This window comes from Mycolicibacterium baixiangningiae (genome assembly GCF_016313185.1).
Classification (GTDB): domain Bacteria; phylum Actinomycetota; class Actinomycetes; order Mycobacteriales; family Mycobacteriaceae; genus Mycobacterium; species Mycobacterium baixiangningiae.
The window spans coordinates 3,336,556-3,355,760 of record NZ_CP066218.1 but is presented as its reverse complement, the minus strand read 5'-3'; the positions used below and the strand labels follow the sequence as shown (position 1 = coordinate 3,355,760).

Below are 19,205 nucleotides of genomic sequence, written 5' to 3'. Positions count from 1 at the left end.
GGTTTCCAGTCAGTTTGCGATTGATCGCTCCGCTGCGGCGGCGACGGCTTCGGCCGTGAAGCCGAACTCGCGGAACAACGTCTTGTCGTCGGCGGACTCCCCGTAGTGCTCGATGGAGATGATCTCGCCGGTGTCGCCGACGAGCTTGTACCAACTCTGGGCGACGGCGGCCTCCACGGCGACCCGGGCGGAGACGTTGGGCGGCAGCACGCTGTCGCGGTACTCCCGCGGCTGCGATTCGAACCACTCCACACACGGCATCGACACCACCGCCGCGGTGATGTCCTTCTCTGCGAGGAGCTTCTTCGCCTCCACCGCGAGCTGCAGCTCGGAGCCGGTGCCGATGAGGATCACGTCGGCCCCCGTCGCGTCACCGCCGCCGAGGACGTAACCGCCGCGAGCGACGCCGTCGGAGTCGGTGCCCTCCAGCACCGGGATGCCCTGACGGGTCAGGATGAACCCGACCGGACCGCTGCCGTTGCCGCGGGCGATGATGCTGCGCCACGCGTACGCCGTCTCGTTGGGGTCGCCGGGCCGGACCACCGACAGATTCGGGATCGCCCGCAGCGCCGCCAGGTGTTCGATCGGCTGATGGGTGGGGCCGTCCTCGCCGAGGCCGATCGAATCGTGGGTCCAGATGTAGATGGTGTCGATGTCCATCAGCGACGCCAACCGCACCGCGGGCCGCATGTAGTCGGAGAACTGCAGGAACGTACCGCCGAAGGCGCGGGTCGGTCCGTGCAGCACGATGCCCGACAGGATCGAGCCCATCGCGTGCTCGCGGATGCCGAAGTGCAGCACCCGCCCGTACCAGTCGGCGGTGAAGTCCTCGGTGGAGATCGACGGGGGACCGAAAGAGTTGACGCCCTTGATGGTGGTGTTGTTGCTACCCGCGAGGTCGGCTGAGCCACCCCACAATTCGGGGAGCTTAGGGGCGACGTCGTTGAGCACCTGACCGAATGCGGCGCGGGTGGCCACTGCCTTGCTACCCGGCTCCCAGTAGGTGATGTCGGCGTCCCAGCCGTCGGGCAGCTCTTCGGCGGTCAGCCGGTCGAGCAGCTTCTTGCGCTCGGGTTCGCGCTCGGCCCAGGCGTCGAACTCGGGCTGCCACTTCTCGTGCGCCTCGCGGCCACGGTCCACCAGCTTGCGGGTGTGCTCGATGACCTCGTCGCGCACCTCGAACGTCTTGTCCGGGTCGAAGCCCAGGATCTTCTTGGTGGCGGCCACCTCGTCGTCGCCGAGCGCCGAACCGTGCACGCCGCCGGTGTTCATCTTGGTGGGGGCCGGATAGCCGATGATCGTGCGCAGCGCGATGAACGACGGCTTGTCGGTGACCTTCTTGGCCTCTTCGATCGCCTGCTCGATACCGGTGACGTTCTCGCCGCCCTCGACTTCCTGGACGTGCCAGCCGTAGGCGCGGTAACGATCGGCGACGTTCTCCGACAGCGCGATGTTCGTGTCGTGCTCGATGGAGATCTGGTTCTGGTCGTAGAACACGATCAGGTTGCCGAGCTGCTGGGTGCCCGCCAGCGAGCTCGCCTCGCTGGTGATGCCCTCCTCGATGTCACCGTCGGAGGCGATCACGTAGATGAAGTGGTCGAACGGGCTGGTGCCCGGGGCGGCGTCGGGATCGAAGAGCCCCCGCTCGTAGCGGGCCGCCATCGCCATGCCAACCGCCGAGGCCAGACCCTGGCCGAGCGGCCCGGTGGTGATCTCCACGCCCTTGGTGTGGCGGAACTCCGGGTGGCCCGGGGTCTTCGACTTGAAGGTCCGCAGCGACTCGATGTCGCCGAGTTCGAGCCCGAAGCCACCCAGGTAGAGCTGGATGTAGAGCGTCAGGCTGGAATGTCCGCAGGACAGGATGAAGCGGTCCCGGCCCAGCCAGTGCACGTCGCTCGGGTCGTGGCGCATCTGCCGCTGGAACAGCGTGTACGCCAGCGGCGCCAGGCTCATCGCGGTCCCGGGGTGGCCGTTGCCGACCTTCTGCACCGCATCCGCCGCCAGCACCCGGACGGTGTCGACCGCGGTCGAGTCCAACTCGGTCCAGTCGTCGGGGTGGTGGGGTTCGGTCAGCGTCGCGATCTCGTCGACGGTGGTCACTGGCGCTCCTTGGTGATGTTCGGTCAGCGGCCGCACACAACCATCCGGACCGCAGCTCCAACACTAGTGCTCACCGGCGGGCCCCCGCATGCTGCATGCGGGCGGAATTAGTCGTCCCGTTACGGTATCAACGCGGAATCGACCCTGCGGTCATCCGCAGGGTCTCCAGCGGTCTACCATCGTCTGTAGTAGATGTTGCGCGGCGGCTGTGACCATCACCAAGCGGAAGACCATCAACATCGGACGACCACCGCCAACGATGAGGAGTTGACTGCGTGAGCATTCGCGAGCGCCACCTCAGCCATGGGGCGCCGTCTCGCATCCGCACCACGGTGTTGGCATATCTGGCGCTGACCAAACCACGTGTGATCGAGTTGCTGCTGGTCACCGCCATTCCGGCGATGCTGCTGGCCGATCGCGGCACGGTCGAACCGCTGCTGATTCTCAACACCCTCATCGGCGGAATGCTGGCCGCGGCGGGCGCGAACACGCTCAACTGCGTCGCCGACGCCGATATCGACAAGATGATGAAGCGGACCGCGCGCCGTCCGCTGGCGCGCGCGACCGTCCCCACCCGCAACGCCCTGATCTTCGGGCTCGTACTGTCGGTCGGATCGTTCTTCTGGCTGTGGGCCACCAGTAACCTGCTGTCCGGCCTGCTGGCCGTGGCGACCATCGCGTTCTACGTCTTCGTCTACACCCTGCTGCTCAAGCGCCGCACCTCCCAGAACGTGGTGTGGGGTGGGGCGGCCGGATGCATGCCGGTGATGATCGGCTGGTCTGCGGTCACCGGCACGGTCCAGTGGCCAGCGCTGGTGATGTTCGCGATCATCTTCTTCTGGACACCGCCGCACACCTGGGCGCTGGCGATGCGGTACAAGGACGACTACAAAGCGGCGGGTGTGCCGATGCTGCCCGCGGTGGCCACCGAGCGCCAGGTGACCCGCCAGATCCTGATCTACACCTGGCTGACCGTGCTCACAACGCTCGTGCTGGCGTTGGCCACCGGCTGGCTCTACGCCGTGGTGGCGCTGCTCGCGGGCACCTGGTTCCTGGTGATGGCCCACCAGCTCTACAGCGGCGTCAAGCGCGGCGAGCCGGTCAAGCCGCTGCGGCTGTTCCTGCAGTCGAACAACTATCTGGCCGTGGTGTTCTGCGCGCTGGCAGTCGATTCGGTGCTGGCGCTGCCGACGCTGCTGAGCTGACCGCCGCCCAGACAGGTGCGCAGCTGAGGTCACCGGCGCAGCGGTCGGTGCTGCCGCTTCAGCTCCCGGCGACCTCGGCGCCCTGCTGGCCGACCACATCGACGTGCGCCGGTTCGGCGCCGCGGCTGTGGACCTGTGCCTGGTCGCCCACGGCAGTCTGCATGCGTTCGTGGAAGCCGACCTCGCGGCCACTACTGGGCTGCGGGGGCGCTCATCGCCGAAGAAGCGGGGGCGACGGTGTACCGGTCGACCGACGGCGACGACAGCGTGTCGGCTACCTGGCTCTGATCCCGGCGGGCGTCTGCGCGACGCTGTTCGGCTAGCTCGGGTCCCATCCGGTGCGGCGACCCTGCTTGGTCTGGCCCCGTTGCTTCTTCGCGGTGATCCGGCGTTCCTTCGACCCCCTGGTGGGCCGGGTCGGCCGGCGCGCAGGCGAGGGAGGGGCCGCGGCCTCGCGCAGCAGGCGGGCCATCCGTTCGCGGGCCGCCGTGCGGTTCTGCAGTTGTGCGCGATGCTCACTGGCCGTCACCGTGAGCACCCCTGCGGTGAGCCGACCGCGCAGCCGGCAGAGCATGCGATGACGCAGGTGTGGCGGCACCGACGGTGCTCGCCCCACGTCGAAGGACAGCTCGACCCTGCTGTCGGTGGTGTTGACGCCCTGGCCGCCCGGGCCCGAGGACCTGGAGAAGCGTTCGCTCAACTCCGATGCGGGCACGACGAACGTCGGTGTCACGACGAGGTCTCGCGTCACGCCGTCACGGCACCAGCACCACCGAGCCGACCGTCTTACGGCCCTGAAGATCACGATGTGCCCGCTCGGCCTCGCCGAGGGGATAGTGCTCGCTGACGGTCACCGCGAACGTACCCTTGGCGATGGCGTCGAGCACTTCGCCTGCACGCCAGGAGAATTCGTCGGGGGTGCGGGTGTGGTGCGCCAGGTTGGGGCGGGTCAGGAACACCGAGCCGGCGGTGTTGAGCCGCTGCGGGTCGACCGGCGGGACGGGTCCGCTCGCGGCGCCGAAGAGCGCCAGCGTGCCGCGCACCGCGAGACTGGCCAGGCTGGCGTCGAACGTCGCGGCACCCACCCCGTCGTAGACAGCGGCGACGCCGTTGCCGCCGGTCAATTCTCGGATCTTCGCGCCGAATTCCTGTGGGTCGTCCGGGTAGTCGAGCACCTCGATGGCCCCGGCCCGGCGGGAGAGTTCGGCCTTCTCCGGCGTGGACACCGTCGTGATGACCTTGGCGGCCATGCTTGTCACCCACTGGGTGAGGATCAGGCCGACCCCGCCGGCGCCCGCGTGCAGCAGAACCGTGTCACCCTGGGCGACCGGATAGGTCGACTTGATCAGGTAGTGGGCGGTCATCCCCTTCAGCAGTGCGGAGGCGGCGACCGCGGGAGCCACCCCGTCGGGTACGTAGGCCACGAAATCTGCTGGGGCCAAGGTGTATTCGGCGTAGGCACCCACCGCCTTGTCGGTGACCACCCGATCCCCGACCCGCAACGCCGCGACGTCGTCGCCGATGGCCTCGATGGTCCCGCACACCTCGGTGCCGACGACGAACGGCACCTCACGGGGATAGAGACCCGACCTGAAGTAGGTGTCGATGAAGTTGACGCCGATGGCCTCGGCCCTGATCAGGACCTGACCCGGGCCGGGGGCGGGTTGCGCCCTCTCGACGTGGTTGAGGACTTCCGGACCGCCGGTTTCGGAGACTTCGATGGCGTACATGCGAACCATCATCCACCGCTTAGCATGACCCGGGTGAGGCTCGCGCGTCCCGACGTGTTCCATCCGCGCATCGTGCTGGCCGCCTGCCCGGCGTTGCCGCAGGGTGACGGCGACGACGACGGGCTGGTCGACGCCCTGCGCGGCCGGGGTCTGCACGCCCGTTGGCTGCCCTGGGACGACCCGGGGACCCTGGACGCGGACGTGGTGATCCTGCGTGCGACATGGGACTACATCGAGCGCCTCGACGAATTCCTGGCATGGACGCGGCGGGTGCGCCACCTGCTCAACGACCCGGCGGTGGTGGCGTGGAACACCGACAAGCGCTACCTCGTGGATCTGGCGCGCCACGGGGTGCCGACGGTGCCGACCCACTATTTCGCCGCGGGGGACGCCGTCGCCGTGCCCGCCGGTGAGGTCGTGGTCAAACCCGCCGTCGGTGGGGGTTCGGCCGGAGCGCAGCGGTTCACCGACGCCGAAGCGGCGGCCGGACACGCGGCAGACCTGCAGGCGCAGGGGCGCGCGGTGCTCGTGCAGCCCTACGACGCGCGGGTGGAGTACGGGGAGACCGCGCTGGTGTTCCTCGGCGGTGAGCAGTCGCACGCGTTCACCAAGGCCGCGATCCTGCCACCGGACGGTCCGCCCGTATTCGACGAGTCGGGTACCTACGCCGTGGAGATGCTCACGCCCGCAGAGCCGGATTTCGAACTGTGGGATGTCGGGCACGCCGCGCTGCGGGCGGCCGCGGCGACGCTCGGGATCACCGCCGCCGAGTTCCTCTACGCCCGCGTCGACGTCATCGGCGACCGCGACGATGCGCAGGTGCTCGAAGTGGAACTGGTGGAACCGTCACTGGGTTGGCGGCAAGTCGACGCCGCCACGCGTGCGGACCGCCAGCGCGACTTCGCCGTCGCCGTCGAGGTCGCGCTCGAGCGCCTCGGGCTCGGTCCGCTGTCGCATCGACGCCCATAGCGCCGCGGTGGCCGCCGTGCAGGCGGCCGCGCCGGCCACGTGCACCGCGACGAGCGCGGCGGGTACGTCGTTGAGGAACTGAATGGCGCCGACCAAGCCCTGCGCGACGACGACCGCGACCAGGACGTACAGCCGGATCATCACCGGCCGCGGCGCCCGCACCGCGAGCAGGCCGAAGCCGAGCGCGATGAGCAGCGACAGGTAGGCCACGAGCAGAGATGAGTGCAGGTGCACCAGGGTGGTGATCTCGACCTGGAGGCGCGGCACGGGTTCCTCGATGCTCTTGTCGCCGGCGTGCGGGCCGGCGCCGGTCACCAGGGTGCCGGTCACCAGGATGGCGGATAGAGCCACGGCACTCAAGAAGGTCAACTGGCGCAACGGTTTCGGCACCGTCCGTACCGGAGCGCTGCCCCCGCCCGCCGGGTCGGGTTCGCCGATCTTCACGAAGAGCAGCACCGACAGCCACACCATGGCCATGGAGACCAGCAGGTGGATCGCGACCGTCCACCACAGCAGTCCGGTCAGCACCGTGATGCCGCCGATCACCGCCTGCGCCACTGTCGACGCGGGCATCAACCACGCGTAGACGAGGACTTCCCGACGGCGCCGGGCGCGCGTGACGGCCAGTACGGCGGCCGCGGCGGTCAGCACCACCAGGAACGTGATGAGGCGGTTCCCGAACTCGACGGCCTGGTGGATGCCGGGGACCTCGGCGTGCGGCACGGGGGTGAAGCTGCCCGGGAAGCACTGCGGCCAGGTGGGGCAACCCAGCCCGGATGCGGTGACGCGGACGATCGCACCGGTGACCGAGATGCCGCCCTGGGTCAGGATGACCGCGAACGCGATCGCGCGCTGGACCCGCAGACTGGGCAGCGGCAGCAGGTCGACCAGCCGCAGGAAGAGTCGTCTGACGGGCACGAATCGATGGTAGAGCAGCCCTAACTACGCCTCGTAGTAGGCCCGGCCGTCACCGCGGTGCGACGAACGGTACGAGCACGTCGTCGACCAGGCGGACCACCAGGTCGTCGGTGATCGGATCGCCGGTGATCAGCAGCCGGTGCCACAGCACGCTCTGGCCGAGTTCGCGGGCGATCTCCACCGGAACGTCCGGTCGTACGTCACCGCGGTCGACGCCGCGCTGCAGCAGAGCGGCCATCTCGCGCTTCCGCCAGCCGATGACGTCGTCGCGGAAGGCGGCCGTCAGCTCCTGGTCGTGGGCGGCGGCCGCGACGGCGGCCTTCAGCACCGCGGCTTCGGGTCCGGTGAACAGTGCGGCCCACCCGCGCAGCACCGCCAGCATGTCGCCGCGGAAGCTGCCGGTGTCCTCGTGCGGAATGGCCGTCGTCGCGATCCGCATCAGCGTGTCCCGCAGCAGGCTCGCGCGGTCGGGCCACCGCCGGTACAGGACCGGCTTGCTGGTGCGCGCCGCCGCGGCGACGGATTCCATCGTCACGCCGCCGGGCCCGCGCTCGGCAAGCAGGCTCAGCACGGCGGTGCGGATGGCGGTGTCGAGTTCTGCACCGTGTCGCCGGGCCATGGGACCTCCTCTAAGAGACGCTTGCGTATCCTATCGCGGGCTTCTACGGTTCAAGAAACGAAACCGTATCTCGGAGGTAGGCCATGGCCCGTCCCGTGCTGTATCCGCTGCGTTCGGTCGACACCGCCGCGGTGCACATCATCGCCGCGCCGCGGCACCGCCGGCGCGTGACCATCGACCATCGACCGCTCGCCGGTGTGACGCCCGCGATGCTCCTCGACTGGTTCACCCACCTCGGCGAGACGATGACCTACGGCGGCGAGGTGATCCACCGCTACCTCGCCTGGCACCCGATCGACCACATCCGATGGGAACTCGCGCGGCCGGCGCCCGGCGGCGGCGCGGCCGACGGGGCACGGTTCCGGATGGTGGAGGCGTTCGGCGGACGGCCCGAGTTCACGATCGACGAGGTGGCGCGGGTCGAGAAACTCGACGAGACGGGCATCCGGCTGGTGAAAAGGGTGGCGGGCGCGGTGTTCTTCCAGCTCGAGCACACGTGGTCGGCCGGGGCGGACGGGGCGCACTACGTGACGGTGATGGATCTCGGCGCACGCTCGGCGCTGCTCACACCCGTCAACCGGCTGGTGTCGCGGCACTTTCCCGACGACAAGCTGCGCGCGTGGGTGCGGCACAACATCGAAGAGGTCGGTCAGCTGGAGTATCTGCTGCCGGCGCTGGTCTCAGGTGAAGCGGAACCAGCGCAGCGCACATAGTGCCGCCACGCCACCCCAGACAGCGAGCACGGCCAGCCCCAGCCAGTCGACCGACAGCGTCATCGCCCGGGTCAACGCCTCGGTCAGCGCACCCGACGGGGTGAGCCGCGCGGCCCATGCGAGAGGGCCGGGCACGGCCTGACCCTCGAGCGTCAGCGCGCCCAGCCCCGCGAAGATGAACCACAGCAGGTTGGCGACCGCCAGCACGATCTCGGCGCGCAGCGTGCCGCCGAGTAGCAGGCCCAGCGCCGCGAAACCCGCGGTGCCCAGCGCGATGATCACCCCGCCCAGGAGTAACCCGACCACCTCGGGACGCCAGCCGAGCGCAAGACCGATGGCGCCCAACAGGATCGACTGCAGGAAGACCACCGCCACCACGGCCAGCGACTTGCCGGCGATGATGCCCCAGACCGGGAGCGCGGTCGCGCCGAGCCGTTTGAGCGCGCCGTAGCGACGGTCGAACGCCACCGCGATGGCCTGGCCGGTGAACGCCGTCGATATCACCGCGAGCGCCATGATCGCGGGTACGAAGGTGCCCGCCCGGTCGTCGCCGAAGTCGCCCAGCGGCAACAGGACCAGGCCGACGAGCAGGGTGATCGGGATGAACATCGTCAGCAGCAGCTGTTCACCGTTGCGCAGCAGCAGCCGCAGTTCGAGGCCGAACTGGGCGGCCAGCATCTTCGGCACGGCGGCGGGCCGCGGGTCGGGCGTGAAGGTGCCCGGTGCGAACTGGTTGGTCGTCACGATCGCCCGCCCTTCGTCGAGACCGCGGTGAGATCACGATTCCGGCCGCGGCGACGATCTGTGCGCAGTCTCGGTGACCGCCTCGCCCGCGTCATTTCCGTAACTCCCGGCCGGTCAGGTCCAAGAACACGTCTTCGAGGCTGCGCTGCTCGACGCGCATGTCGGTCGCCAGCACGTCGAGCCGAGCGCACCAGGCCGTCACTGTGGCCAGCACCTGCGGGTCGACGTGACCCTCGACGAGGTATTCGCCCGGTGACCCCTCGGTGGCGCGGTAGCTCTCCGGCAACGCAGTCATCAGCAGCGATAGATCCAGCTTGGGTGGCGCGCTGAACCGCAGCTGGTTCTCCGCGCCGCTGCGCATCAACTCGGTAGGCGTTCCGGTGGCCACCGCGACCCCGCGGTCGATGATCACCAGCCGGTCGGCCAGTTGTTCGGCCTCGGTCAGCTGGTGGGTGGTCAGCACGATGGTGACCCCGTCGCGGCGCAGCGCGTCGATCAGCTCCCAGACGACGATGCGGGCGTGCGCATCCATCCCGGCCGTCGGCTCGTCGAGGAACACCAGCTCGGGACGGCCGACGACCGCGCAGGCCAGCGCCAGCCGCTGCTGCTGGCCGCCGGAGAGTCTGCGGTAGGTGGTGCGCGCGACGTCGGTCAGCCCGAGGGTGTCGAGGAGCCACTGCGGGTCGAGCGGATTGGCGGCGTAGGCGGCGACGAGGTTCAGCATCTCGCCGGCCCGGGCCGCCGGATAGCCTCCGCCGCCCTGCAACATGACGCCGATGCGCTCGCGCACGCGGGTGTTGTGGGCCGCCGGGTCCATGCCGAGGATCTCGATGCTGCCCGAATCGGGGCGCAGGAACCCTTCGCACATCTCGACGGTCGTCGTCTTGCCCGCGCCGTTGGGTCCCAGCAGTGCCAGCACTTCTGCGCGGTGCACGTCGAGGTCGAGCCCGTCGACCGCCGTCGTCGACCCGTAGCGCTTGGTCACCCCGCGCAGCCGCACAGGCTGAGCGGACGAGCGCTCGCGCGCAGAGCCGACGGCTTCGGGTCCGGTGGTCACGGGGAATCAGCGTATGCGCCCGGCGCGGCCGACCGTGGTTGCGGTGGTCGTGGACCGGATTCGGCGGGTTCAGGAGACGGGGCAGGGATTCCCGGCATGGCCGGCGGGTCACCCTCGGGCAGCGGTTGCCAGGGCAGTCGCCGCCACGTCAGCGCCATCAGCGCAGCGACGATGACCAAGCTGGCCAGTGTCGCCATCACGATCTGGAACAGGGCGAAGCGGTCGCCGTTGGCGGTGGGCCCGAAGATGCCGACGATCAGGGTGAGCGCGATGGTCGCGCCGCGGAAGCCAGGACGGGTGGCCCAGGTCGCGAGCGGGATGATCGCCCACAGCAGGTACCAGGGCTGCACGACGGGGAAGAGCAGCACCGTCGCACCCAGCGCGACGCCAAGACCGCCGACCGGATGCAGCCGTCCGCGCAGCACCGCCAGCAGTAGACCGCTGACCAGTACGGCGATGATGCTGACGCCGATGGCTCGGGTGAGCGCGAGGATCGCGGTGGTGTGGTCGCCGAGTCCCAACAGGATGCCGACCTGACCGGTGCCCAGCGCGATCAGCGTCGGCGGGGACATCCAGCTGCGCACCACGTTGGCGGTGCCGAGGGTGAACAGCCAGCCGAACCCCAGCCCGCTGGCCCAGCCGATGAGCGCCATCACCGCCACCGCGACCGCGGTCAGCGAACCGCCGGCGATGAAGAACGCCTTGACCGTGCCGCCCCACCGGCAGGCCAGCGCCATCGCGACGAAGCCGAGCGCCAGCAACGACGGAAGCTTCACCTGGGACGACATCGCGATCAGCACGGTGCCGGCGAGCAGCATCGCCATCGGGTACCAGCGCGCCCATTGCGGGCGTCCCGACGGCCAGTGCAACGGTCGCGGGACGAGCGGTCGGGAGGCGTCGACGCCGCGCAGGGCGAATTCGGTGCCCGCCAGCATCAGGCCGAGCATCAGCGCCTCGTTGTGGATGCCGGCGACCAGATGCATGAACAGCAGGGGGTTGCAGGGCCCCAGCCACACCGCGCTGACCTCCGCGACGCCGCAGCGGCGGGCCAGTCGCGGGGTGGCCCAGACGATGAGGCCGACGCCGAGTAGCACGATCAAGCGGTGGAACAGCACCGCCCAGACGATGTTCTCGCCGGTGATGGAGGAGATGGTCTGCCCGATCCACAGGAACAGCGGTCCGTAGGGCGCGGGCGTCTCGCGCCACAGGCTGGGCACCGACAGCGTGAACACGTGGTCGAGTCCGAGCCCGGTGGCGGGGCCGACCTTGTACGGGTCGAGGCCCTGCAGCGAGATCTCGCTCTGGGCCAGATAGGAGTAGACGTCTTTGCTGTACATCGGGGGCGCGATGAGCAGCGGTATCGCCCACAGCAGTAGGGTGCGGTCGACCTGGCTGCGCGACATGCGGCGGCTGCCGAGGGCGAATCGGCCCAGCATCAGCCAGGCCAGGGCCATCATCACCGCGCCGGTGGTCGTCATCGTCAGGGAGACGGTCTGGATGCGGGACGGCAGGTTGAGCAACCGGACGCCGAAGGTCGGGTCCTGGACCACGGGCCGCGCCCCGGCCCCGAGCGCGCCGATCGCCATCAGCACCGTGCCGGTGGCCCCGAACAGCCGCGTTCTGCGCAATGCGACCAGATCGGCCTCGGTGAGCGGTGAGCCGACGGTTCGCTCGTCGCCGTGCCAGCGGGCGATCGAGGAACTGAAGGACTGCAGCCGCCCGGCGAAACGAGCCATTCGAGCAGACTAGCCGCCAGGCCTATGGGCACAATCACGCTCCAGTAAGGGTGACCTTGGTGGAACCGTCTGGGGAATTCCGTCACAATGGTGTTGTGAAAATCCCTACTGAGGCTGCCGGCGCGTCCGCTGCGCATGTCTCGGACGGGCACACCCGCAGTGCGATCATCCAGATGTTGCTGCAGGGTCCGGTCACCGCATCGGCGATCGGCGAACGGCTGGGCATCTCTGCGGCCGGGGTGCGGCGACATCTGGACGCGTTGATCGAGGCGGGCGACGCGCAGGCGGCCGCCGCCGCGGCGTGGCAGCACAGCGGCCGGGGGCGTCCGGCCAAGCGCTACCGGCTGACGGCGGCCGGCCGCGCGAAGCTCGGCCACACCTATGACGACCTCGCGCTCGCCGCGATCCGGCAGCTCCGGGAGATCGGCGGCGATGACGCCGTCCGTACATTCGCCCGGCGGCGCATCGACACCATCCTCTCGGGAGTAACCGAGGGGGTCGATGGTGTTGCAGACGGTGTTGAACCCACTGCGGACCGAGTGGCCGACGCGCTGACGGAGGCCGGGTACGCGACCACCACGACCCGGGTAAGCGGCCCGATCAGCGGTGTGCAGATCTGCCAGCACCACTGCCCGGTCTCGCACGTCGCCGAGGAGTTCCCGGAGTTGTGTGAAGCCGAGCGCGAGGCGTTCGCCGACATCCTCGGCACACACGTGCAACGGCTGGCCACGATCGTCAACGGCGACTGCGCCTGCACTACCCACGTACCGCTACAGCCCGACACGCAAGAATCCTCCCGGCGCACAGCCCGCGCCGGATCCGTTACGACCCCTCAAGGAGCGTCGACATGACCGCCACCCCGGAGACGACGAGCGTCACCCCCGAGCACACGATCGGGGAGCCGCTGTCGCAGGAGGAGGCCATCGCCTCGCTGGGTCGTTACGGCTTCGGCTGGGCGGACTCCGACGTCGCGGGCGCCAGCGCCCAGCGTGGACTGTCCGAGCACGTCGTGCGCGACATCTCGGCCAAGAAGAGTGAGCCGGAGTGGATGCTCGACGTCCGGCTGCGCGCGCTGCGCACGTTCGACAAGAAGCCCATGCCGAACTGGGGCTCAGACCTCGAAGGCATCCACTTCGACAACATCAAGTACTTCGTGCGGTCCAGTGAGAAGCAGGCCGCGACGTGGGATGACCTGCCCGCTGACATCAAGAACACCTACGACCGGCTCGGCATCCCCGAGGCGGAGAAGCAGCGCCTGGTGTCCGGCGTCGCCGCACAGTACGAGTCCGAGGTGGTCTACCACTCCATCCGCGAGGACCTGGAGAAGCTGGGCGTGATCTTCCTCGACACGGACACCGCGCTCAAGGAGCACCCGGAGCTGTTCAAGCAGTACTTCGGCACCGTCATCCCGGCCGGGGACAACAAGTTCTCCGCGCTCAACACCGCGGTGTGGTCGGGTGGTTCCTTCATCTACGTGCCGAAGGGCGTGCACGTCGACATCCCGCTGCAGGCCTACTTCCGCATCAACACCGAGAACATGGGCCAGTTCGAGCGCACCCTGATCATCGTCGACGAGGAAGCCTACGTGCACTACGTCGAGGGGTGCACGGCACCGATCTACAAGAGCGACTCGCTGCACTCCGCGGTCGTGGAGATCATCGTCAAACCGGGCGGCCGATGCCGCTACACGACCATCCAGAACTGGTCGAACAACGTCTACAACCTGGTCACCAAGCGGGCCCGCGCCGAGGCCGGCGCGACCATGGAGTGGGTCGACGGCAACATCGGCTCCAAGGTCACGATGAAGTACCCGGCCGTGTGGATGACCGGTGAGCACGCCAAGGGCGAGGTGCTCTCGGTGGCGTTCGCGGGTGAGGGTCAGCACCAGGACACCGGCGCGAAGATGCTGCATCTGGCGCCCCACACCTCGAGCAACATCGTGTCCAAGTCGGTCGCCCGCGGCGGCGGCCGCGCCTCCTACCGTGGCCTCGTCCAGGTGAACAAGGGTGCCTACGGTTCGCGCTCGAGCGTGAAATGCGATGCGCTGCTGGTCGATACGATCAGCCGCAGCGACACCTACCCGTACGTCGACATCCGCGAGGACGACGTCACGATGGGCCACGAGGCGACGGTGTCGAAGGTCAGCGAGGATCAGCTGTTCTACCTGATGAGCCGCGGGATGACCGAGGACGAGGCGATGGCGATGGTGGTGCGCGGCTTCGTCGAGCCGATCGCCAAGGAGCTGCCGATGGAGTATGCGCTCGAGCTCAACCGGCTCATCGAGCTGCAGATGGAAGGGGCGGTGGGATAAGTGCCCTCAGAGCTGACAACTGCGGCAGAAGGGACTCCGGCCGGATCGGCGTTGAACAAGGGTGAGGTGTTCACCTCGTTCGACGTCGATGCCTTCGAGGTCCCCGGTGGCCGCGACGAGATCTGGCGGTTCACCCCCCTGCGCCGGCTGCGCGGGCTGCACGACGGTTCGGCCGTCGCGTCCGGCACCGCCCGCATCGAGGTGGCGGATCGCCCCGGTGTGACGGTCGAGACGGTGCAGCGCGGCGACGAACGGCTCGGTCAGGGCGGTGTGCCCGCGGATCGGGTTGCGGCACAAGCCTTCTCCTCGTTCGAGTCCGCGACGGTGGTCACCGTCGCGCGTGACACCGTGGTGGCCGAACCGATCGAGATCACCGTCGCCGGACCCGGCGAGGGCAAGGTCGCCTACGGGCATCTGCAGATCCGCGTCGAGGAGCTCGCCAAGGCCATCGTCGTCGTCGACCTGCGCGGCAGCGGCACCTACGCCGACAACGTCGAGATCATCGTCGGCGACGCCGCGGGTGTCGGGGTTATCTGGCTCGCCGACTGGGCCGACGACATGGTCCACGTCAGCGCCCACCACGCCCGCCTCGGCAAGGACTCCGTGCTCGGCCACGTCAACGTCATGCTCGGCGGCGACGTCGTGCGGACCTCGGCGACCGTGCGGTTCACCGCGTCCGGTGGCGACGCCCAGATGCTGGGCACCTACTTCGCCGACGACGGTCAGCACCTCGAGGCGCGCCTGCTCGTCGACCACGCGCACCCGAACTGCAAGTCCGACGTGCTGTACAAGGGTGCCCTGCAAGGCGATCCGAACTCCGACAAACCCGATGCGCACACCGTCTGGGTGGGTGACGTTCTGATCCGCGCCGAGGCCACCGGTACCGACACCTACGAGGCGAACCGCAACTTGGTGCTCACCGACGGCGCCCGCGCCGACTCGGTGCCCAACCTCGAGATCGAGACCGGCGAGATCGTCGGCGCCGGCCACGCCAGCGCCACCGGACGTTTCGACGACGAGCAGATGTTCTACCTGCAGGCCCGCGGCATCCCCGAGGACCAGGCCCGACGGCTCATCGTGCGGGGGTTCTTCGGCGAGATCATCTCGAAGATCGCCGTGCCCGCCGTGCGCGAACGCCTGACCGACGCCATCGAACGCGAGCTAGCCCTCACTGAAGGAAACCAGTCATGACCACACTCGAAATCAAGGACCTCCACGTCACCGTCGCCGCCGGCGCGGATGCCAGCGGCGCCGACGGCGGGGCCAAGGAGATCCTCAAGGGCGTCGATCTCACCGTGAACTCGGGCGAGATCCACGCGCTGATGGGCCCGAACGGGTCCGGGAAGTCGACCCTTTCGTATGCGGTCGCCGGTCACCCGAAGTACACGGTGACGTCCGGTTCGATCACCCTCGACGGCCAGGACGTCCTGGAGATGAGCGTCGACGAGCGGGCGCGCGCCGGGCTATTCCTGGCCATGCAATACCCGGTCGAGGTGCCCGGGGTGTCGATGTCGAACTTCCTGCGCACGGCGGCGACGGCGGTGCGCGGTGAGGCGCCGAAGCTGCGGCACTGGATCAAAGAGGTCAAAGGCGCGATGACCGACCTCGATATCGACCCGTCCTTCTCCGAACGCAGTGTGAACGAAGGCTTCTCGGGCGGCGAGAAGAAGCGCCACGAGATCCTGCAGCTCGCGCTGCTCAAGCCGAAGATCGCGATCCTCGACGAGACGGACTCCGGTCTCGACGTCGACGCGCTGAAGGTGGTCAGCGAAGGCGTGAACCGCTACGCCCGGGACAACGACGGTGGCGTCCTGGTGATCACCCACTACACCCGCATCCTGCGCTACATCCAACCGCAGTTCGTGCACGTGTTCGTCGGTGGCCGCATCGTCGAGTCCGGCGGTCCGGAATTGGCCGACGAACTCGAGGCCAACGGCTACGAGCGGTTCTCCGCGCAGGCTGCCTCGACGGGCGCCTGAGGGGCTGTTGCCATGACAACCGCGGCGAGCCGGCTGGACGTGGCGGGGATCCGCGCGGACTTCCCGATCCTGCAGCGGGTGATGCGCGGCGGAAATCAGCTGGCCTACCTCGATTCCGGTGCGACCTCGCAGCGTCCGCTGCAGGTGCTCGACGCCGAACGGGGCTTCCTCATCACGTCGTACGGTGCGGTGCACCGCGGCGCTCACCAGTTGATGGAGGAGTCGACCGACGCCTACGAGGACGGTCGCGCGGCCATTGCGGCGTTCGTCGGCGCCGACACCGACGAGCTGGTGTTCACGAAGAACGCCACCGAGGCGCTCAATCTCGTCGCCTATGTGTTGGGTGACGAGCGGTTCGAGGGCCATGCGGTCGGCCCGGGTGACGTCATCGTCACCACCGAACTCGAACACCACGCCAACCTGATTCCGTGGCAGGAGCTGGCCCGTCGGACCGGTGCGACGCTGCGCTGGTACGGCGCCACCGAAGACGGCCGCATCGACCTCGACTCGCTGGCGCTCGACGAGCGCGTGAAGGTGGTGGCCTTCACGCACCACTCCAACGTGACCGGCGCGGTGGCCCCGGTCGCCGAACTGGTCTCGCGGGCGAAGGCGGTCGGGGCGCTCACGGTGCTCGACGCCTGCCAGTCGGTACCGCACCAGCCGATCGACTTCCACGCGCTCGGTGTCGACTACGCCGCCTTCTCCGGCCACAAGATGTTGGGGCCCAACGGAATCGGCGTGCTCTACGGGCGGCGTCAGCTGCTGGCCGAGATGCCGCCGTTCCTCACCGGTGGGTCGATGATCGAGACCGTCACCATGGCGGGCGCCACCTACGCGCCCGCACCCCAGCGCTTCGAAGCGGGCACACCGATGACGTCGCAGGTCGTCGGGTTGGCGGCCGCGGCACGGTATCTGTCGGCCATCGGGATGGCCGAAGTCGAGGCGCACGAGGCCGAACTGGTGGCCGCCGCACTCGAAGGGCTCTCGGGGGTGGACGGCGTCCGGATCGTCGGACCGCACTCGATGACCGATCGCGGGTCGCCGGTGTCGTTCGTCGTCGACGGGGTTCACGCCCACGACGTTGGCCAGGTGCTCGACGACGACGGGGTGGCGGTCCGCGTCGGCCACCACTGCGCGTGGCCGCTGCACCGCCGGTTCGGTATCACCGCGACCGCGCGGGCCTCGTTCGCCGTGTACAACACCCTCGACGAGGTCGAGCGGTTGGTGGCCGGTGTCCGTCACGCCGTCGAATTCTTCGGCAGGGGTTGAGGTTTCGCGTGCGCCTCGATCAGATCTACCAGGAAGTCATCCTGGACCACTACAAGCATCCGCATCACCGCGGGCTGCGTGAACCGTTCGGCGCCGAGGTGCACCACGTGAACCCCACATGTGGTGACGAGGTGACGCTGCGGGTCGCCCTGGCTGACGACGGTGAAACGGTCGCGGACGTGTCCTACGACGGACAAGGGTGTTCGATCAGCCAGGCGTCCACGTCGGTGCTGACCGATCTGGTGATCGGGGTGAGTGCAGGTGACGCGCTCAAGACCGTGGCCGCGTTCACCGAGATGGTCTCGTCACGGGGCACCATCGACGGGGATGAGGACGTGATCGGCGACGGCATCGCCTTCGCCGGTGTCTCGAAGTACCCGGCACGCGTGAAGTGCGCGCTGCTCGGGTGGATGGCTTTCAAGGACGCGGTGGCCCAGGCGTCCCACGATTCCCAGGAGGAGCGCCGATGAGTAGCCCTGTGTCAAGCAGTGGGTGGTTGGCTTCGCAGGAATGCCTGCAGGGCCCCATGTCGGTCGGGGTTGTAGGCAGTGTGGTCTTGCCAGCAGTGCCAGATGACGTAGAGCCAGGCTCTGGCCAGGATGCGCACGGCGTGTTGATGGTCGTGTCCGCGGGATCGGGCTTGGCGGTAGAGGTTTTCAGCCCAGGGGTTCGCGGCGCGGGAATCGGCGGCGAAGTCGGTGACGGCGTCGCGCAGGTGTTTATCGCAGGCCCATCGGAATCCGACCGAACGCATGGTGCCCGATTGGCGGGTCGACGGTGCGACCCCGGCCAGGCAGGCCAGCGATTCGGGGGTGGGGAATCGTGCGCGGCAGTCGCCGATTTCAGCGACAAGCTTTGCGGCCCTGACAGTTCCGCTGCGGGGCAGGCTGGTGAAGATGTGCGCATCGACGTGAGCGTCGAGCTGGTCGCCGATCTGGCGGTACAGCACCTTGATCTGTGCGACGAGGGTCTTGAGGCTGGTGACCAGGGCGGCGGTGACGCCGGCATGAGCGCGGCTGTGCTCGCCGGTGATGCCGTGAGGCGCACTGGCCAGGTGTGCGTGCAACACAGCGGGATCGGTACCGCCGGTGTAGCCGACCGAGGCCAGCCAGGCGCTCAGACGTTTGGGGGTCAACCAGTCGGCGCGGTCTTGGCAGTCGAATCGGGCCAGGAACGCCAGGCTGATCGGCGAGTCGAGATCGCTGAACAATCCGACGGCACCGGGAAAGACGCGGTTGAGGTGTTCACGCAGCTGGTTGGCCAGTGCGACCCGGTGTTTGATGAGGTCTTTGCGGGCCCGGCAGGCGGTGCGCAGCGCGGTGGTGGCCGCGGTGTCAGGCACCAGGGGACGCAGTCGGGTGCGGTCGGTGCGCAGGGTGTCGGCCAGCACGAAGGCGTCGAACCGGTCGTCTTTGTTGCCGGCCGAGCCGTAGCGGCTGCGCAGGTTCTTGAGCTGGTTGGGGCTGATCACCACGACGGTGACCTCGGCGTCGAGCAGCGCCTCGACCAGTGGCCCATCGGGGCGTTCGATGGCTACCTCGCTGACTCCCATGCGGGCCAGCAGACCCAGCAGAACTCGCAGCCCGACAGCGTTGTGCTCAACGGCGCTTCGATGGATCTCGCTGCCACGGGCATCACGATCGAGATCGCGTGATCGCGCCCAGCCCAGTCGATTCCGCAGGTCATGTTGTTGGCGGGTTTCGGCGCCAACACCGGTGGGGCATACTTCATCACAGCCTCCTCGCTGCTAGTCCCAGTGGGGAGGCACCCAAACTTCGGTGCCGGGGCGCGGCGGCCGGATCGCTCACTGTTCGGCGCTCGGTGGCGCTCAGCCCTGTCGACGGTCAGCACACCC

Annotated in this window: 16 protein-coding genes and 1 pseudogene; 8 read left to right on the top strand and 9 right to left on the bottom strand. The window is 68.7% G+C overall.

The window, feature by feature from the left end; all coding sequences use genetic code 11:
- Positions 1-9: 9 nt before the first annotated feature.
- A complete protein-coding gene (tkt, locus tag I7X18_RS15670) occupies positions 10-2,100 on the bottom strand; it encodes a transketolase (protein WP_193042998.1) in 2,091 nt (696 codons plus the stop codon).
- 275 nt (positions 2,101-2,375) lie between these two features.
- On the opposite strand from tkt, the gene I7X18_RS15665 reads away from it, so the two are divergent.
- Complete coding sequence (locus I7X18_RS15665; RefSeq protein WP_193042997.1) at positions 2,376-3,305, top strand: heme o synthase; 930 nt, start codon at positions 2,376-2,378, stop codon at positions 3,303-3,305.
- 319 nt (positions 3,306-3,624) lie between these two features.
- Here the strand turns inward: I7X18_RS15665 and arfB are convergent, their stop codons facing one another.
- The 4 genes from arfB to I7X18_RS15645 all read right to left on the bottom strand — a co-directional run bounded on the left by arfB (position 3,625) and on the right by I7X18_RS15645 (position 7,541).
- On the bottom strand, positions 3,625-4,056 hold the full coding sequence (gene arfB / locus I7X18_RS15660) for an alternative ribosome rescue aminoacyl-tRNA hydrolase ArfB (RefSeq protein ID WP_193042996.1): 432 nt from the start codon (positions 4,054-4,056) through the stop codon (positions 3,625-3,627).
- A 4-nt stretch (positions 4,057-4,060) separates the two neighbouring features.
- A complete protein-coding gene (locus I7X18_RS15655) occupies positions 4,061-5,035 on the bottom strand; it encodes a quinone oxidoreductase family protein (protein WP_193042995.1) in 975 nt (324 codons plus the stop codon).
- Between the two features lie 846 nt (positions 5,036-5,881).
- A complete protein-coding gene (locus I7X18_RS15650) occupies positions 5,882-6,922 on the bottom strand; it encodes a COX15/CtaA family protein (protein WP_193042994.1) in 1,041 nt (346 codons plus the stop codon).
- A 49-nt stretch (positions 6,923-6,971) separates the two neighbouring features.
- Positions 6,972-7,541: a TetR/AcrR family transcriptional regulator gene (locus tag I7X18_RS15645; RefSeq protein WP_193042993.1), complete on the bottom strand. Its 570-nt coding sequence runs from the start codon at positions 7,539-7,541 to the stop codon at positions 6,972-6,974.
- Between the two features lie 83 nt (positions 7,542-7,624).
- Here I7X18_RS15645 and I7X18_RS15640 point away from each other — a divergent pair, with 83 nt between their 5' ends.
- Positions 7,625-8,254, top strand: a complete 630-nt coding sequence (locus I7X18_RS15640; protein WP_193042992.1) for a hypothetical protein — start codon at positions 7,625-7,627, stop codon at positions 8,252-8,254.
- On the opposite strand, the gene I7X18_RS15635 is transcribed toward I7X18_RS15640, so the two are convergent.
- The 3 genes from I7X18_RS15635 to mptB form a co-directional block, all read right to left on the bottom strand.
- Positions 8,222-8,998 (bottom strand): ABC transporter permease, encoded by a 777-nt coding sequence (locus I7X18_RS15635; RefSeq protein ID WP_193042991.1) that lies wholly within the window; start codon positions 8,996-8,998, stop codon positions 8,222-8,224. The two genes, I7X18_RS15640 and I7X18_RS15635, sit on opposite strands and share 33 nt — an antisense overlap.
- A 91-nt stretch (positions 8,999-9,089) precedes the next feature.
- Positions 9,090-10,055: an ABC transporter ATP-binding protein gene (locus I7X18_RS15630; protein ID WP_232375253.1), complete on the bottom strand. Its 966-nt coding sequence runs from the start codon at positions 10,053-10,055 to the stop codon at positions 9,090-9,092.
- Positions 10,052-11,791, bottom strand: coding sequence for a polyprenol phosphomannose-dependent alpha 1,6 mannosyltransferase MptB (gene mptB / locus I7X18_RS15625; protein ID WP_193042990.1), 1,740 nt, complete (start codon positions 11,789-11,791; stop codon positions 10,052-10,054). Before mptB ends, I7X18_RS15630 begins: the two co-directional genes overlap by 4 nt.
- Positions 11,792-11,964: 173 nt before the next feature.
- On the opposite strand from mptB, the gene I7X18_RS15620 reads away from it, so the two are divergent.
- Genes I7X18_RS15620 through sufU form a run of 6 tightly spaced genes read left to right on the top strand, consistent with a single transcriptional unit; the run spans position 11,965 to position 17,820 of the window.
- Positions 11,965-12,642: a helix-turn-helix transcriptional regulator gene (locus I7X18_RS15620; RefSeq protein ID WP_232375507.1), complete on the top strand. Its 678-nt coding sequence runs from the start codon at positions 11,965-11,967 to the stop codon at positions 12,640-12,642.
- The gene (sufB, locus tag I7X18_RS15615) at positions 12,639-14,102 is read left to right on the top strand and encodes a Fe-S cluster assembly protein SufB (RefSeq protein ID WP_193042989.1); all 1,464 of its coding nucleotides are present in this window, start codon (positions 12,639-12,641) and stop codon (positions 14,100-14,102) included. The genes I7X18_RS15620 and sufB overlap by 4 nt, the downstream gene beginning before the upstream one ends.
- Positions 14,103-15,293 carry a Fe-S cluster assembly protein SufD gene (gene sufD / locus I7X18_RS15610; protein WP_193042988.1) on the top strand — a complete coding sequence of 397 codons (1,191 nt, stop codon included), beginning with the start codon at positions 14,103-14,105 and terminating at the stop codon, positions 15,291-15,293.
- Complete coding sequence (gene sufC / locus I7X18_RS15605) at positions 15,290-16,081, top strand: Fe-S cluster assembly ATPase SufC (RefSeq protein ID WP_193042987.1); 792 nt, start codon at positions 15,290-15,292, stop codon at positions 16,079-16,081. Before sufD ends, sufC begins: the two co-directional genes overlap by 4 nt.
- A gap of 12 nt (positions 16,082-16,093) precedes the next feature.
- The gene (locus tag I7X18_RS15600; protein WP_193042986.1) at positions 16,094-17,350 is read left to right on the top strand and encodes a cysteine desulfurase; all 1,257 of its coding nucleotides are present in this window, start codon (positions 16,094-16,096) and stop codon (positions 17,348-17,350) included.
- Positions 17,351-17,358: 8 nt separating this feature from the next.
- Complete coding sequence (gene sufU / locus I7X18_RS15595) at positions 17,359-17,820, top strand: Fe-S cluster assembly sulfur transfer protein SufU (protein ID WP_193042985.1); 462 nt, start codon at positions 17,359-17,361, stop codon at positions 17,818-17,820.
- A gap of 11 nt (positions 17,821-17,831) precedes the next feature.
- Here sufU and I7X18_RS15590 read toward each other — a convergent pair.
- Positions 17,832-19,081: pseudogene (locus I7X18_RS15590) on the bottom strand (IS110 family RNA-guided transposase).
- Between the last annotated feature and the right edge of the window lie 124 nt (positions 19,082-19,205).

Excerpts from the sequence above, each read along its gene's own strand:
- I7X18_RS15655 (WP_193042995.1), bottom strand. The coding sequence starts at position 5,035 with ATGTACGCCATCGAAGTCTCCGAAACCGGCGGTCCGGAAGTCCTCAAC.
- I7X18_RS15645 (WP_193042993.1), bottom strand. The coding sequence starts at position 7,541 with ATGGCCCGGCGACACGGTGCAGAACTCGACACCGCCATCCGCACCGCC.
- I7X18_RS15640 (WP_193042992.1), top strand. The coding sequence starts at position 7,625 with ATGGCCCGTCCCGTGCTGTATCCGCTGCGTTCGGTCGACACCGCCGCG.
- mptB (WP_193042990.1), bottom strand. The coding sequence starts at position 11,791 with ATGGCTCGTTTCGCCGGGCGGCTGCAGTCCTTCAGTTCCTCGATCGCC.
- I7X18_RS15620 (WP_232375507.1), top strand. The coding sequence starts at position 11,965 with ATGTTGCTGCAGGGTCCGGTCACCGCATCGGCGATCGGCGAACGGCTG.
- sufB (WP_193042989.1), top strand. The coding sequence starts at position 12,639 with ATGACCGCCACCCCGGAGACGACGAGCGTCACCCCCGAGCACACGATC.
- sufC (WP_193042987.1), top strand. The coding sequence starts at position 15,290 with ATGACCACACTCGAAATCAAGGACCTCCACGTCACCGTCGCCGCCGGC.
- I7X18_RS15600 (WP_193042986.1), top strand. The coding sequence starts at position 16,094 with ATGACAACCGCGGCGAGCCGGCTGGACGTGGCGGGGATCCGCGCGGAC.